The following is a 14,321-nucleotide window of genomic DNA, read 5'->3' on the forward strand; positions in this document are numbered from 1 at the left end:
TGCAGCGGGGTTCACCGGCCGGGCGCCTGCCGACCGGATAGCGCGCGGGTGAGCGATCTCGCCGCTTGGCCCTTCCACCAAGCGGGCGCAGCCCTCAGCTCAAGGTGTGGGGATTCCCCCAGCCGTGCGGGGCGGGCGCGCGAACCCAACCGGGACTCCCGGGGAATACAGGATGCTCACCGGCTCCTCGCCCTGCGTGGGCAAGCCTGCCGAGACCACGAGGTTTTCGTCGCAGTGAAGGAGCTCTGCATGGTGCAGGGGCCAGCGTGGGTGGGCGTTCGGGAGATACAACGTACGTCCGAAGAACATGCTGTGCATGCCCCAGCGGGCTGTCAGGAAGTGCTCGAGCTCTGACGGTTCCTCGATCAGTCCGCCGATGCGTACGGCAATCTTGCAGTGCGCGCCTCGAGGTCCCGGCCAGCGCCGACGGCTCGTGTAGGTGACCGTGTCGTCTTTCCGGCGGACTTCCATCTTCGACCAGACGTAAGGGAGACCGAAAGCGGCGCGTCCGACGGTCACGGGAAGCAAGCGGGATGCGTCGAGGGAGCGGAACACCACGCCACGTCGGCCGTGGGTGTCGACCGAATACAGACGGACGTTGGTTTCCGGAAAGGAACCAAGGTAGGGGATGCCGGGAAGTCGGAACCAACCCACGCGGTGCATCCTGAAGGCGACGAGCCCGATGTACGTCACGCCGTTCAACATGTCCGGTCGTGTCCCGGCGGGCAGCAGCGGTGCGACGACGGCGGGATCGGCAGCCCAGTGCAGGAAAGCCAGGTCGAGCCAGGACTGAGTCAGCAGGAAACGGTCCGCGGCATGAGGTGCGTCAGCTGTTATCGGTTCAGGGTCAACACCCAGCGGCGACGGCATCGCTCGAGTATGTCAGAGCACTTGTCACGGTCGACGGCAGAGCAATACGTCGCCTGTGTGGGTCTTTCCGTGGCCCGGCATCGGTCGTAGAAGGTGCAGGAGGCGGGATCGTGCAGGGCGGCGGACGCGGACAGGAACATCGCCCGTTTGCGCTGCCGGTGACCGCCTCTGGGCGCGTGTTCGCCGTGTATCGAGGTCCCCGACGACGGCTCCGCCGAGGAGAGATCCCGCCCGGCGGAAAGTGCCGCGTCCCTTCTCTCCTCGAGAGACGATCATCGGGTCGTGCAGCTGAGATGCAACGTCACCCCCTTCAAGGCTCGAAGCAAGGGCAGCAAGGTCGCGATGACGAACAGGCCGAAGAGCGTGATGGGCAACAGTCCGACAGGCCGCAGCAGCCATGCCGGATTCCTCTGCAACCACGCCCAGTTGACGATCCAGTTCGAAATGACGTCCAGCACCATCACACCGCCGGCCAGCCGCACACCCGCCGACCGAACGCATCCCACCAGCACTACGACCATCGGGTCGAGGACCGCCAGGCTGACGAAGAACACCTGCAGCGGCACCGGAGCGAAGGACGCATAAGCGTGGATCCCACCGCCGATCAGATCCAGGAAGTGGGCACCAGCCCCTTCAAGGAAGCCGATCAAGTACACCGCGAGCGTCCACCTCACCCACCGCGGCTGTCTCGCCCACCGATCTCGTGACCCACCCCTCACCAGGTCAACCTATGCGGGGTGCCGGGCATCGACCAAAGAAACGACGACCCCACGCGGCAGTGTGATCTGCCTCATGAAGGCGTCGCCGAAGGGGACGCGGTGGATGCTACGTCGTTTGCCGCGCGCGCGTTCGTGCAAATAGAGCGAAGCAGCTGAAGAAGACGTCGCAGCTGCCCCGGCCGGTGCTGTGCGAACGGTGTTACCGGTATCGGCGTGCATGCCGCATCGGCTCGGGAGCGACGGCCGGTTCGATGATCCGTGACTGGACATGCTCGTACACCATGATCGTTTGCACATCGGCCACCTCCCGCCGTTCGGTGAGCCGATCGATGACGAAGGCGTACACGCCGTTCACGTCCGCCACCGCGATGTGCAGGAGGAAGTCGTAGGCGCCCGAGGTGACGAACATGGCGATCACTTCCGGCAGCTGCTGCGCCCATTCCCGGAACCCCTCGATGACAGCCCGGGCCGGGGGGCGGATCCGTACCGAGATCAACGCCTGGACGGGCCGTCCGGCTTCTTCCAGGTTCAGTGCGGCGTGATAGCCGGTGATCAGGCCGCGGTCCCGCAGCAGCCGCACCCGCTCGAGCGATGTCGACGGCGAGACACCCGTCTTCGCGGCCAGGTCCCGGTTGGTCTGCCGTGCATCGTTCTGCAGCTCCCGCAAAAGAGCCAGGTCCACCGCATCAAGTTCCACGTTTACGAGTATATCCCGTATGAAGTTCGCTATCTGTCCAGAAACAGTAAACCAATCTCTAACCTGTGCGGGCATGAGGCAAAGGAAACACAGATTCTCCAGCGGTGCGGGACTCGTCCTCGGGGCAGCGTTGCTGTGGGGCACCGTCGGACCAGCACAAGCGTTGGCCGACATTCCCATGGGTCCTGCCGCCCTCGGCGGGTGGCGGCTGCTGGTCGGAGGTGCCGTACTGGGCGTTCTCACCGGACGTCACCTACGAGCCCTGCTCCCTGCGCTGCAGCAGGGCCTGGCCCGCCCCTTGTTGATCTGCGCCGCAGCCACCGGCATCTTCCAGGCCGCTTTCCTCTACTCCACGGCGCGCACAGGTGCCGCGCTGGCCACCGTCGTCGCCCTGGGTGTCGCTCCTGCCGCCACCGGCCTGATCGCCCGCTCCCTCAACGGTGAACACCTCACTCGGACATGGCTGATCTCCACCGCCGCCGCTGTGTCCGGCTGTGCGCTCCTGCTGGCACCCACAGGCGCCGGCGTGGACATCCTCGGACTGCTGTCCGCCACAGCCTCGGGCGTCTGCTACGGCCTGTACACCGTGTACGCGAAGCAGCTGGCCACCGACCACCTCGGCATCCCCCTGCCGACGGTGTCCGCGTTCTCACTGCTGCTGGGCGCTGTTCCGCTGGTGCCCTGGATGGTCACCGACTCGGCCGCACTCGGGCAGCCGGCCGGGCTGGGCCTGATCGCCTGGCTGGGGCTGGCGACCACCGCCCTGGCGTACTGGCTGTTCTCCGCCGGTATCCCCGCCACCAGCGCGGCAGCCGTGGGCACCCTCAGCCTTGCCGAACCCCTCGCGGCGTTCGTCCTCGGCGTCTTCGTCCTGCATGAGCGCCTCACCCCGGCCGCCACTTTCGGCAGCCTGCTGATGCTGGGAGGACTGGCCGCAGCCTGCTTCCCCACCCCTCGCACGCGGCCTGCCAAGGTTCCGAGCGAGCCTCAGCCCTCACCGTCGTACGTCACTTCCACATCCCGGACCTGGAAGCACCAGGTGCCGCGCCCGAACTGACCGCTGAAAACATCATCGCCGGTCGAAGGGAGGACAGGATGATGACCACTGCGCAGGAAAGCAGTCCCGGCGAAGGCGCTCCAGCGGACCAAAACCGATTGAGCGCGAGCTCGCGCTCCTCGGCCGACTGACCCAACGCACCGCGGCGGCCAACCCCGCCCTGGTGATACTCGAAGGCCCCGACGGCATCGACAAGACGACGCCAGGCAGGGGGCGTGGGAGTGTCAGGTGATGGCCGAGTCGCCCGTAATCACCCGCAAAGCACGCTTACGCAACTCCAGCGAGTATTTCCTGGGGCAGCCATGGTCAATATTCCTCTCGTGAGCCCCATCTGACTTTCTGTCACCATCCACCGCGTCTCGGGGGAACCAAAGTTCTCCGGACCCAGCTTGTTCGGTCCGCGCGGTTCTGGCTAGAGTCGGCCGCCATGACTGCAGACCTCTCACTGATCCGGAGCAGCTTCGCGGCTGTTCAGCCCCACGGCTCGCAGGTGACCGCATACTTCTACGACCACCTGTTCGCCAACCATCCCGACGTGCGCCCCCTGTTTGCAGCTCACCTCGACGAGCAGCGCGACCGCTTGTGGGCGGCGCTGGGCGCTCTGGTTGCCAACCTGGAGAACACCGACACGCTGATAGGCATGCTGCAGAACCTGGGGCGGCGCCATGCGGGATACGGCGTCCTGGCCGAGCACTACCCGGCCGTGGGGGCGAGTCTGATCGCCACCTTGCGTCACTACGCGGGCGATGCGTGGACACCGGCCGTCGAGGAGTCCTGGGCGGCGGTCTACGGCGTGATCAGCAGCACGATGGTGGCGGCCGGCGATGTGGTCTCCGGCTGACGCAGCCGTCAGCGGCTCCTCGCGAGGAGCCGCTGACTGGCTCCCGTTTGTTTGGAGGTCACCCCTGAGGTCAGCCAGCGGAGGGCGGACGTGAGCGATTCCCAGGCTCTGAGAGATTCCTTCGCCCTGGCCGGTAAGTCAGGGGACGAGGTGCCGCGGTACTTCTACTCCTACCTGTTCCTCATCGCGCCGGAAGTCCGGTCGATGTTCCCGGTGTCCATGGGGACGCAGCGCGACCGGCTCGTGGCCGCCCTGGGCCGGATCGTCGCGGAGGCGGACGATCCCGATCGGCTCGTTCCGTACCTGCAGCAACTGGGCCGCGACCACCGTAGGTTCCAGGTGGTGGTGCAGCACTACGAGGCGGTGGGGCAAGCGCTGCTGGCCACGCTGGCCTACTTCCTGGGAGAGGCGTGGACCCCGGAACTGCAGCGCGGCTGGACCGAGGCCTACGCCCTGGTGGCCCGCACCATGATCCAGGCCGCCGAGTCCGACAGCGTGACGAATCCGGCGTGGTGGAATGCCGAAGTGGTGCGGCATGAGCAACGCGGCTTTGACATCGCGGTCCTCACGCTGCGCTTGGACCAGCCGATGACGTACGTGGCCGGGCAGTCCGTGATGCTGGAAGCCCCGATGCTGCCGAGCACCTGGCGGTCCTTCACCCCGGCCAACGCGGCGCGCGCCGACAGGACCGTCGAGTTGCACGTGCGCGCCATCGACGGCGGCCTGGTCAGCCCGGCCCTGGTGTACGGACTGCGACAAGGTGACACGGTGCGCCTGGGAGCCCCGGTCGGCAACAGGCTCACGCTCCGGTCGTCCGGCGGCCGGGATCTGGTGCTGATCGCCGGGGGCACCGGTCTGGCCCCGCTGCGTGGCCTGATCGAAGAGATCGCCTGGCACGGTCCTCAGCGCCGGGTGGACCTGTTCGTCGGGGCACGCGATACGCATGCCCTGTACGACATGCCCGTGCTGAGGCAACTGGCCCAGGCCCACCCGTGGCTTCGCATCACGCCGCTGGTCGGCGCGGACGCCGGCACCTTCGACAACCGCAGCCTCGCCGGCCCGGTCCTGCGCGCCGCCGACTGGAGCGGACGCTCCTTCTACGTCTGCGGCTCGCCGGCCATGGTCTCCGCGACAGTACGCGATCTGGCGCGCGCAGGCATCCCCGACGACTTGCTGCACTTCGAAGACGCTAGGTGATCGGAGACACGTGAACGAGACAGGAGCACACCATCCGGAGGAGCGCCCTGTGACGCCCGAGGCGCAGCGATTGACGCCCGAGGCACTGCGATCGATGACCTTCCCCCGCGCCCCCCTGACCCGTCGCGGGTTCAGCGAAGAGGCTGTGCAGGACGCCCTGCGCCGCTGTGCGGCGACTCTGACCGCGCTGACGGAGGAGAACGACCGGCTGCGGGCGGACATGCAACGCCACCGGGACTGGATCCGGGCGAACAACATCGGCGACGGCAGCGCCCCCACCGGGGTGCCGTCTGTGGACGCGGTACTGCAGCAGGCCCGCGCCCAGCAGTCGGCCGAGCAGACCGTTGCCGCGGCCCGCGAACAGGCCCGCAACATGGTGCGGGCCGCCCGGGCACAGGCCGAGGCGCTCCTGCAGCAGATGCGGGAACAGGGCAAACAGGCAGCCGACGGCGACCAGGAAGAGACCGAGCGACTCATCTCCTACCTGCGGCAGATCGCGCAGTCACTGGCCGTCACCGCGGACCAATACGCGACAAAACAGGCTCAAACTCCCCCCTTCCCGGCCACTACCGCCACCTCGCCCGGCGCCTGACCGGCAGACCCGAGCCGGGCCTGCGCCCTTGGCCGTCGGGACGGGGGCGGGCCGCTCGGCGGGATCCGCGCCGCCTCGCCGAAGACCGTGCTGGCCGCCGCCGGCGCGGTCACCATGGCTGTTCCCCGTGCCTCACCAGTGGCTGTGCGGCAGGGTCTGCAGGCGGTGGTCGGGCTTGTGCCTGCACGAGCTGGTCAAGCTGCTGCCGCTCGATGCCGAGGAACGTGGCTGCATCCCCTGTCCCATGCCCAGCTGGGTGATGGGCCAACCGCTGCCGACCATGGTCGCCCCAGCGCATTTCGCGGGAGGTATCGGGTGCAGGGCGCCCGGTTCGGCACGCAGCGGGCCGGGCGGTCGCGCTCGGCTCATCACCCGGCCAGGACGATCGGCCTGGTGGGAGTCCAGCCCCTCGGCGACGGCAGCGACCAGGTCAGCGAGCCCTCACCGGTAGCCGAAAGTCAGGAAGTTGTTTGGTTCCTGTCGTCGTCCGGTGCTCCCTTGCCGGATGCCGCGGCAGCACCAGGAGTTGGACTGCCGCGCTTTCTACGATGGTCGCCATGTGTGCGTACATAGTGCTCGCCGACGACGACCCCAAACACGCCGACCTCATCCACCGTTATCTGGAGAGGGAAGGCCATTCGGTTCGTGTCGTCCACGACGGGCGGGCCGCTCTGGACGAAATCCGGCGGCGGATGCCCGATCTGGTGGTGCTGGATTGGATGATGCCGCGCACGGACGGGCTGGACGTGTGCCGGGTGCTGCGGAGGGAATCCGATGTTCCGGTGCTGATGCTCACCGCGCGCGCAGAGGAGGACGACCTGCTGCTCGCCCTCGACCTCGGCGCGGACGACTACATGACCAAGCCCTGCAGCCCGCGCGAACTGGTCGCCCGCATCCGCACCCTGCTGAGGCGGGCCGGCCACACGGCCGCCCCTGGTGCCGGGGCCGCCCAGCAGGCCGAACCCGTGCTCGTCGTGGGTTCGCTCGTCGTCGACCCGGCCCGGTTCGAGGTTCGGGTGGACGGGCGGCTGACCGATTGCACGCCCGGCGAGTTCCGGGTACTCGAAGTGCTGGTATCGGCGCCGGGCCGGGTGTTCACGAGGAAACAGATACTGGAGCACCTGCACGGCATCGACCGCTATGTCACGACCCGCACGGTCGACGGGCACGTCATGAACCTGCGCCGCAAGATCGAGCGCGATCCCACCCGGCCCGAGCTGCTGCTCACGGTCTACGGCGTCGGCTACAAGGTCGCCGATGTCCGTTCCGTGGATTCGGCCCACGGCGAGAGCGGTTCCCGTGCGAGGTGACGTACCGCTGCGCGGAAGTCTGCGGTCGCGGCTGCTGGGGCTGTCCGCGTTGGTCTCCCTGTGCTCGATCGCCGCGACGGCCTGGCTCGTCGTCAGTCTCACCGCCGTCGCCATCGGACGTGAGCACGGCCAGGTCCTCGCCGACGACGCACGGATCTACGACGCGCTCGTCGGTTTCGCGGCCACCCATCCGGACTGGAACGGGGTCGGGCCGACGATCCGCGCCCTGTCCCGGCAGACCGGCCGCCGTATCCAGCTGACCGACGAGAACCGCCATCTGCTGGCGGACTCCGGGCAGAGCAGCCGAAAGCCGGCGAGATCGCTGCCTACGACGGCGTCGGCGACCGTCGACGCGTTCGCCGTGGACACCACACTCGCTCCCCGCCGCAACGGCACGCCCCTGGACCGCATCGATCCACGCGCCGTCGGCCCTTTCCGGCTGACCGGCCGGGAAAGGGCGGCGCTGGAGGCCGCGGCGTCCCGGGTCGCGAACTGCCTGCGCACCTCCGGATCGCCGCAGGACATCGAGGTCGTACGGACACCGAGCGGGCGGACGGAGGTCGAGATCGGCGGCCACGTCCAGGACACAGGTGACCGATGCGGGCTCGACGGCCTGCTCAGGCGCACCCCCACGGAGAGCAGGGCGCTCGCTCAGCTGGGCCGGCTCGTCAACGGCTGCCTCACCGACCGTCATGCTCCGCCGGTACAGCTCGCCGACGACCTGACCTGGACCCCCTCCACCCCCCGTGACGCTCCTGACACCCGTGCGGTGGCGGCATGCCTGTCCACCTCCCGGCGTGAACAGCTCGACGCCTACGTGGCGCCGCCCGCGCTGCTCTTCGCCACCGCACCCGACCAGAAGATCGACACGTTCTTCGACCTCTCCGGCGCCAACCGCCTGAGGATCGCCGGTGTCACCGTCACTGTGCTGCTGATCACCGTGACGGTCACGTTCGTCGCCGGCACGCGCATGGTCAGGCCTCTGCGTGCCTTGACCGGCGCGGCCCAGCGGATGGCGGAAGGCGATCAGGGCGCGCGCGTCGAGGTGACCGGCGACGACGAGTTCGGCAGACTCGCCGCGGCGTTCAACCTGATGTCGAGCAGACGCCAGGAACTGGAGCAGATGCGGCGGTCGTTGGTGAGCGACGTCGCCCATGAACTGCGCACGCCGCTCAGCAACGTCAGAGGCTGGCTGGAGGCCGTCGAGGACGGTGTCGTACCCGCGGACAAGAGCCTTGTCTCCTCGCTGCTGGAGGAGGCGATGCTCCTTCAGCACATCATCGACGACCTACGCGACCTCTCGGCAGCCGACGCGGGCGCACTCGAGCTCCACCCCGAGGACGTCGACGCGGCCGCTCTGCTGGCCCAGGTCGCCCGCGCTCAGCAAGGCAGCGCCGGCTCCGCGGGTGTGGAGCTGCGTGTGCGGGCCGGGAAGGGGCCCCGCCTGCACGCCGACCCCGTACGGCTCCGCCAGGCGATCGGAAACCTCGTGTCCAACGCCGTACGGCACACACCTGCCGGTGGCACGGTCACCCTGTCCACCCATGTCGAGGGCGACGAGGTGGTGTTCAGCGTCGAGGACACCGGATCCGGCATCAGCGCCGAGGACCTGCCCAAGATCTTCGACCGTTTCTGGCGGGCGGAGAAGTCACGAAGCCGGCAGGGCGGGGGAAGCGGGCTGGGCCTGTCCATCGTCCGCAAACTCGCCGAGGCGCACGGCGGTACCGTGCACGCGTCGAGTGTGCCCGGCGAGGGATCGGTCTTCTCGCTGAGGCTGCCCGGTTGAGAACCGGGCAGCCTCAGCCGGTACGACGTTCGGCTGCCGTCGTCGACTGTGCGCCACAGGGCGTGCAGCATCAGCGGCCCTCGGCCGGACGGCAGTTCGTGCTCGCCTTCACGTTCCACCGCGCAGGCGCTGCGGCCGTCGACGATCTCAGAATGAGGGCACCGCGTCATCCGAGGGCACGCGGCCCGTGTCGCACGCCCGCCGTGCCGGCTGTGCCGGCTGTGAAAATCGACGGCGGTTGTCCGGACGTGCTGGTAGACATCCAACGTGGCAAAGACACTTGAGTTCCCCGTTCTGCTGCGGCTGATCGACGAACGTTCGGTCGCCTTCCGGGCCGCGGTCGCCTCCGCGCCCAGCCTCGACGTGCGGGTGCCGACCTGTCCCGAGTGGACGCTGTTCGATCTGGTGCAACATCTGGGCGGGGTGCACCGCCGCTGGGCCGCCACCGTCGCCGCAGGGCCTGCCGACGCTCCCCCGGCCAAGTCCGCCTCGGAGGGCGCCCCGGCTGCGCCCCGGGAGCGCGAGGCCCTGCTGGCCTGGTCGGTCGAGTCGACGGAGCAGTTGCTGAACGCACTGCGCGAGGCCGGCCCGGATCGCGGTTGCTGGACGTGGTGGGGTCCGTCGGAGTCGCCGCAGACCTCCGGTGCCGTCGCCCGGCACCAGCTCCAGGAGATCGCGGTGCACACCTACGACGCCCAGATCACCCTGGGTACCCCGCGGCCGCTGCCGGACGAAGCGGCACTCGACGGTGTCGACGAGTTCCTGTCCACGTGCTGCGCATGGACAAGCGCCTGGCCGCACAAGCCCGCTGCCGTCGACTTCCACGCCACCGAGGGCCGCTCCTGGCGCCTCTCGCTCTCCGCCGACGGCGCACGGACCACCCGTCTCTCCACGCCCGGCACAATGCCCGCCACCGCTGCCGGTGAGGACCCGGACACGGCCGCCGCCTCCGCCCGGGGCACGGCCAGTGAGCTGGTCCTCACCCTGCACGGCCGTATTCCGGTGGACTCCCTGAAGCTCGACGGCGACCGGCATCTCTTCGACCTGCTCCAGGCCTGGGAGCCGGAGGAATAGGACGTGACGACGCGCCACCTCGTGCGCCGCCCAGGGCATTCCTCCCGCGAACGGCCACAGCCGCGCTGTGACGGCCTCGGAGCCGTCGGGGAGCGGCGCCGAAGACGCAGCGCTGAGGCCGGGGTAGCGGCGCCGCCGCTGGGAGGCAGACGGCAGCAGCGGAGCCATCCGCTCCCACAGGTCGTCCGGAACAAGATCGGCACGCACCCGGACCGAGCACAAGACCCGCAGCTCAACTCATTCTGAAACGATCAACCAGGCCGCCGTGACGAGCGTAGGCAGACCGGGTCGGGAACCTGTCAGCATGCGGTGAGGAATGTGTCGCCCCGTCCCACCAACCCTTCGGACAGCCGGTGGGCATCCCGGCGCTGGGCGCCCGCCGAAGTCCGAACGGACCGGCAACGGTTCCTGACGGTTTCCCGACACACGGCGCAGACCATGGCGTCCATGACCCACCCCGAGAATCCCCGCCGTAGCCGTGTACTCGGCGCGACCGTCCTCCTCGCAGGTGCCCTCCTGCTCACCGGCTGCGGCGGTTCCGACGACTCCGACGGCGACGGCTCGACGCAGCAAGGCGTGGCCTCCCTACAGAGCGACGCCCCGGCCGACAAGGCGACCGCGAGCGCCGCGCCGTCCGCCGACGACGGCCGCCCCCAGCTGCGCCTCGACAGCTCGGAGGAGGAAAAGAACCACTACTGGCACATCTACGCCACGTGTCTGAAGGAGCACGGGCACAAGATGATCCCGGTACGCGGCCCGGACTCCATCGACGACACGGACCAGAGCGCCACGGCCAAGGCCGCGGTCAAGGCCTGCGCCGGCAAACTGCCCCTGCAGCCACCCGAGATGGACCGGTCGAGGAATCCGCACTACGACGACGACTTCCGAGCCTATGTGAAATGCCTGAACCGGAAAGGGCTCAAGGTCACCGCGCTGCCCGACAACTCCGGCTGGACGTACAACGGCAACTCCACGATGACCGCCGCCCAGCAGAGCCAGGTCGACAAGAGCTGCACCATGGAGGCGTTCGGTGGCGAGACGCAGTAAGGCCGCCGTCGCGGTGAGCGCCCTGTTGGCCGTCGGCGCCACGGCCGCAGGCGCGGTGGGGTGGAGCACCACGCACACGGGCCAGGACACCAAGGCCACGGCCCCCGTCCGGGTGCGGACGGCCACGGTCACCAGGACCGACCTCTCCGACAGCCGCACTCTGCCGGGCACACTCGGCTTCGGCAGATCGCACGTCCTGAGGAGCACGAGCCAGGGCGTCGTCACCCTCCTGCCCAAGCCGGGCGCCCGTGCGGCCAGGGGCAAGGCCCTGTACCGGATCGACGACCGGCCCGTCCCCGTCTTCTTCGGCGACACGCCGTTCTTCCGCACCCTGGCCAAGACGGGGGTGCGCGGCCACGACGTGAGCGTGCTCGCGGACAACCTCCGCGCACTCGGCTACGACACCGGTCCCGCCGTCACCCCCGCGGGCCCCGGCGAGGGCGAGGAGTTCACCCCTGCTCTCGCCGCGGCGCTCAAGCGGTGGCAGCACGACACCGGGCAGGACGCCACGGGCACGCTCGTGCCCGGCCGCGCCGTCGTCCTGCCCGGCCCGGTGCGCGTCGACACGGTCGAGGCACAACCCGGCGACGCGGCCGACGCCGCGCTGCTCACCTACACCTCGGCCGCCAAGTCCGTCACCGTGGCGGTGGAGGCCACCGACGTGGGGACCATCAAGGCCGGCCACAAGGCGCACATCAGCCTGCCCGACGGCAGGACGATCCGCGGCACGGTCACGACACTCGGCCGCACCGTCCAGGGCGGCGGCACCGCACAGGACACCGCGGAACAGACCGGACCGGCCACCATCGACGTGACCGTCGTCCCGGACCGGGCGGCGGACGTACAAAGCCTGGACGCGGCGGCGGTGCAGGTCAGGTTCGACACGACCACACGCAAGGGCGTGCTCGCCGTCCCCGTGAGCGCGCTGGTCGCCCTGCGAGAGGGCGGGTACGCCCTGCAACGCCCGGACGGCACCCTGGTCGCGGTGACGACGGGCATGTTCGCGGGCGGCCTGGTCGAGGTGAGCGGCAAGGCACTGACCGACGGCCTCAAGGTGGTGACGGCTTCGTGAGCACCGATGCCAGGACCGCGGCTGCCGCCACCCGCACCACGGACCCCGTCCTCGTCGTCGACGACGTCACCAAACACCACCCTGGAGGCGTCACCGCGCTGGACCATGTGTCGCTCCGCGTCGACGAGGGCGAACTCGTCGCCATCGTCGGCCCGTCCGGGTCCGGTAAGTCGACGCTGCTGCACATCATGGGCACTCTGGACCGGCCGACGACCGGCACCGTCCGCGTCGGGGGGCACGATGTCCGCACTTTGAGTGACCGTCACCTCTCCGCGCTGCGGGGGCGTCTGCTGGGTTTCGTCTTCCAGCACTTCCACCTCATCGACGGCCTGGACGCCACGGATAACGTCGCCACCGGGCTGCTGTACGCGGGTGTGCCCCACCGCCAGCGCCTCCCCCTCGCGCGGGAGGCGCTGGCCAGGGTGGGCTTGGAGCACCGCCACTCCCACCTCCCCCAGCAGCTCTCCGGTGGCGAGCGCCAGCGGGTCGCCATCGCTCGGGCCCTGGTCAACCGGCCCGCACTGGTACTGGCCGACGAGCCGACGGGCGCGCTGGACGCGGCCAACGGGGAGGCCGTCCTGGATCTCCTCGTCGAACTGAACGCACGGGGCACGACCATCGCCGTCATCACCCACGACCGTGACATCGCGGCCCGTCTGCCCCGCAGGGTGGAACTGCGCGACGGCCGCATCACGACCGACGTACGTGAGGTGAGCGCCGCATGACGCGCACGGCGAGACACCGTGGGCCGCACCCGATCCGGCTGGCGTTCACGGACATCCTCCGGCTCGGCCTGCTCGGCATCCGGGCCCGCGGCCCGCGGGCCGCACTGTCCGCGCTCGGCATCTCCATCGGCATCGCGACCCTCGTCGTCGTGACCGCCATACCCGCCTCCAGCCAGCAGGCCCTGCTGAACCAGCTGTCCGCGCTCGGCACGAACATGTTGCGCGTCGCCCCGCAGGCGAACAGCGATCCCCCGGTGATCCTCCCCGCCACCGCGGACGCCATGGCCGCCCGCATCGGCCCGGTGACCAGCGCGAGCGCCGTGGCCAACACCCACAAGACCGTTTTGCGTTCCGACCGCGCCGACCCGTCCGACGCGGTCGGCATCAGCGTCCTGGCCGCTCACACCAATCTGCTCAAGGCCGTCCATGGGACGGTCCGCTCAGGGGCGTTCCTCTCCCCCACCACGGCACGGTTCCCGACCGTGGTCCTGGGCCACCGGGCCGCCTCTCGGCTCGGCTTCGACCGGGTGCGCCCCGGCCGGGAGCCCGGACAGGTCTACATCGACGGCCACTGGTTCACCGTCATCGGCATCCTCGACCCCCTGCCGCTCGCGCCCGACCTCGACACCGCCGTCCTGACCGGCTGGGACGCGGCCCGCGACCAGCTCGGCTTCGACGGCCACCCCACCGTCGTCTACGTCACGGCCCGCGAGCCCCAGATCGAGGCCGTGCGCGCCGTACTGCCCGCGACCGTCCATCCGCAACTGCCGGGCCTGGTCCAGGTCAGCCGTCCGTCGGACGCCCTGGCCGCCAAGCGCGCCACCCAGCACACGTTGTCGGTCCTCCTGCTCGGACTCGCGGGCGTCGCCCTCCTCGTCGGCGGCGTCGGCGTGGCCAACACCATGGTCGTCTCGGTGCTGGAACGGCGCCGCGAGATCGGTCTGCGCCGGGCACTGGGCGCCAGTCGCGGCCAGATCAGAGGTCAGTTCCTGGCGGAGTCGGTGGTCCTGTCCACACTGGGGGGCTGTGCCGGAACCGTTCTCGGAGCGGTGGCGGCGGCAGGCTACGCCCTGTCCCAGTCCTGGCCCGTGGTGTTCCCTCCCCCAGCACTCGCCGCCGGCGTCCTGGGGGCGGTCATCGTCGGTATGACCGCGGGTATCTATCCCGCCGTACGCGCTTCCGGGCTCCCTCCGACCGAGGCGCTGGCCGCCGTCTGAGGCAGGGGACGCCTGAGAGTTCCGCACATCCCGCGAGAATCGGCGCGGGGACATCGGGCTGGGGTTCCAGGGGCTGGACAACCTCAGGTGTCTGGCGGGGCGCGACCCGCCGTGCTA

Annotated in this window: 14 protein-coding genes and 1 pseudogene; 11 read left to right on the forward strand and 4 right to left on the reverse strand. The window is 69.6% G+C overall.

All coding sequences use genetic code 11. The features are described from left to right. Positions 1-99: 99 nt before the first annotated feature. The 4 genes and pseudogenes from IEZ19_RS22040 to IEZ19_RS22055 form a co-directional block, all read right to left on the reverse strand. Entirely contained in the window at positions 100-870 is a 771-nt protein-coding gene (locus IEZ19_RS22040; protein WP_189312969.1) for a YqjF family protein, read from the reverse strand. Between the two features lie 30 nt (positions 871-900). Next, positions 901-1,076: pseudogene (locus IEZ19_RS22045) on the reverse strand (IS110 family transposase); the annotation flags it as partial. Between the two features lie 66 nt (positions 1,077-1,142). Continuing rightward, entirely contained in the window at positions 1,143-1,526 is a 384-nt protein-coding gene (locus tag IEZ19_RS22050; RefSeq protein WP_229840566.1) for a hypothetical protein, read from the reverse strand. Between the two features lie 262 nt (positions 1,527-1,788). Continuing rightward, the gene (locus IEZ19_RS22055; RefSeq protein WP_189312970.1) at positions 1,789-2,286 is read right to left on the reverse strand and encodes an Lrp/AsnC family transcriptional regulator; all 498 of its coding nucleotides are present in this window, start codon (positions 2,284-2,286) and stop codon (positions 1,789-1,791) included. Between the two features lie 73 nt (positions 2,287-2,359). Between IEZ19_RS22055 and IEZ19_RS22060 the strand changes: the two genes are divergently transcribed. The 11 genes from IEZ19_RS22060 to IEZ19_RS22110 all read left to right on the forward strand — a co-directional run bounded on the left by IEZ19_RS22060 (position 2,360) and on the right by IEZ19_RS22110 (position 14,204). Beyond that, entirely contained in the window at positions 2,360-3,343 is a 984-nt protein-coding gene (locus tag IEZ19_RS22060; protein ID WP_189312971.1) for a DMT family transporter, read from the forward strand. 427 nt (positions 3,344-3,770) lie between these two features. Next, a complete protein-coding gene (locus IEZ19_RS22065; protein ID WP_189312972.1) occupies positions 3,771-4,184 on the forward strand; it encodes a globin family protein in 414 nt (137 codons plus the stop codon). A gap of 90 nt (positions 4,185-4,274) precedes the next feature. Further along, the gene (locus IEZ19_RS22070; RefSeq protein WP_189312973.1) at positions 4,275-5,381 is read left to right on the forward strand and encodes a globin domain-containing protein; all 1,107 of its coding nucleotides are present in this window, start codon (positions 4,275-4,277) and stop codon (positions 5,379-5,381) included. Positions 5,382-5,391: 10 nt separating this feature from the next. Continuing rightward, a complete protein-coding gene (locus tag IEZ19_RS22075) occupies positions 5,392-5,973 on the forward strand; it encodes a DivIVA domain-containing protein (protein ID WP_189312974.1) in 582 nt (193 codons plus the stop codon). 557 nt (positions 5,974-6,530) lie between these two features. Further along, complete coding sequence (locus IEZ19_RS22080) at positions 6,531-7,283, forward strand: response regulator transcription factor (protein WP_189312975.1); 753 nt, start codon at positions 6,531-6,533, stop codon at positions 7,281-7,283. Beyond that, on the forward strand, positions 7,273-9,069 hold the full coding sequence (locus IEZ19_RS22085; protein ID WP_229840568.1) for a sensor histidine kinase: 1,797 nt from the start codon (positions 7,273-7,275) through the stop codon (positions 9,067-9,069). The genes IEZ19_RS22080 and IEZ19_RS22085 overlap by 11 nt, the downstream gene beginning before the upstream one ends. A 267-nt stretch (positions 9,070-9,336) precedes the next feature. Further along, positions 9,337-10,143, forward strand: coding sequence for a maleylpyruvate isomerase family mycothiol-dependent enzyme (locus IEZ19_RS22090; protein WP_189312977.1), 807 nt, complete (start codon positions 9,337-9,339; stop codon positions 10,141-10,143). Between the two features lie 447 nt (positions 10,144-10,590). Further along, positions 10,591-11,190 carry a hypothetical protein gene (locus tag IEZ19_RS22095; RefSeq protein WP_189312978.1) on the forward strand — a complete coding sequence of 200 codons (600 nt, stop codon included), beginning with the start codon at positions 10,591-10,593 and terminating at the stop codon, positions 11,188-11,190. Beyond that, positions 11,174-12,262: an efflux RND transporter periplasmic adaptor subunit gene (locus IEZ19_RS22100; protein ID WP_189312979.1), complete on the forward strand. Its 1,089-nt coding sequence runs from the start codon at positions 11,174-11,176 to the stop codon at positions 12,260-12,262. The genes IEZ19_RS22095 and IEZ19_RS22100 overlap by 17 nt, the downstream gene beginning before the upstream one ends. Next, positions 12,259-12,987 (forward strand): ABC transporter ATP-binding protein, encoded by a 729-nt coding sequence (locus tag IEZ19_RS22105; RefSeq protein WP_189312980.1) that lies wholly within the window; start codon positions 12,259-12,261, stop codon positions 12,985-12,987. Before IEZ19_RS22100 ends, IEZ19_RS22105 begins: the two co-directional genes overlap by 4 nt. After that, entirely contained in the window at positions 12,984-14,204 is a 1,221-nt protein-coding gene (locus IEZ19_RS22110) for an ABC transporter permease (RefSeq protein WP_189312981.1), read from the forward strand. The genes IEZ19_RS22105 and IEZ19_RS22110 overlap by 4 nt, the downstream gene beginning before the upstream one ends. The last annotated feature ends 117 nt before the right edge of the window (positions 14,205-14,321 follow it).

Source organism: Streptomyces brasiliensis, from assembly GCF_014647875.1.
GTDB classification, from domain to species: domain Bacteria; phylum Actinomycetota; class Actinomycetes; order Streptomycetales; family Streptomycetaceae; genus Streptomyces; species Streptomyces brasiliensis.

Excerpts from the sequence above, each read along its gene's own strand:
- IEZ19_RS22080 (WP_189312975.1), top strand. The coding sequence starts at position 6,531 with ATGTGTGCGTACATAGTGCTCGCCGACGACGACCCCAAACACGCCGAC.
- IEZ19_RS22095 (WP_189312978.1), top strand. The coding sequence starts at position 10,591 with ATGACCCACCCCGAGAATCCCCGCCGTAGCCGTGTACTCGGCGCGACC.
- IEZ19_RS22040 (WP_189312969.1), bottom strand. The coding sequence starts at position 870 with ATGCCGTCGCCGCTGGGTGTTGACCCTGAACCGATAACAGCTGACGCA.
- IEZ19_RS22060 (WP_189312971.1), top strand. The coding sequence starts at position 2,360 with ATGAGGCAAAGGAAACACAGATTCTCCAGCGGTGCGGGACTCGTCCTC.
- IEZ19_RS22065 (WP_189312972.1), top strand. The coding sequence starts at position 3,771 with ATGACTGCAGACCTCTCACTGATCCGGAGCAGCTTCGCGGCTGTTCAG.
- IEZ19_RS22110 (WP_189312981.1), top strand. The coding sequence starts at position 12,984 with ATGACGCGCACGGCGAGACACCGTGGGCCGCACCCGATCCGGCTGGCG.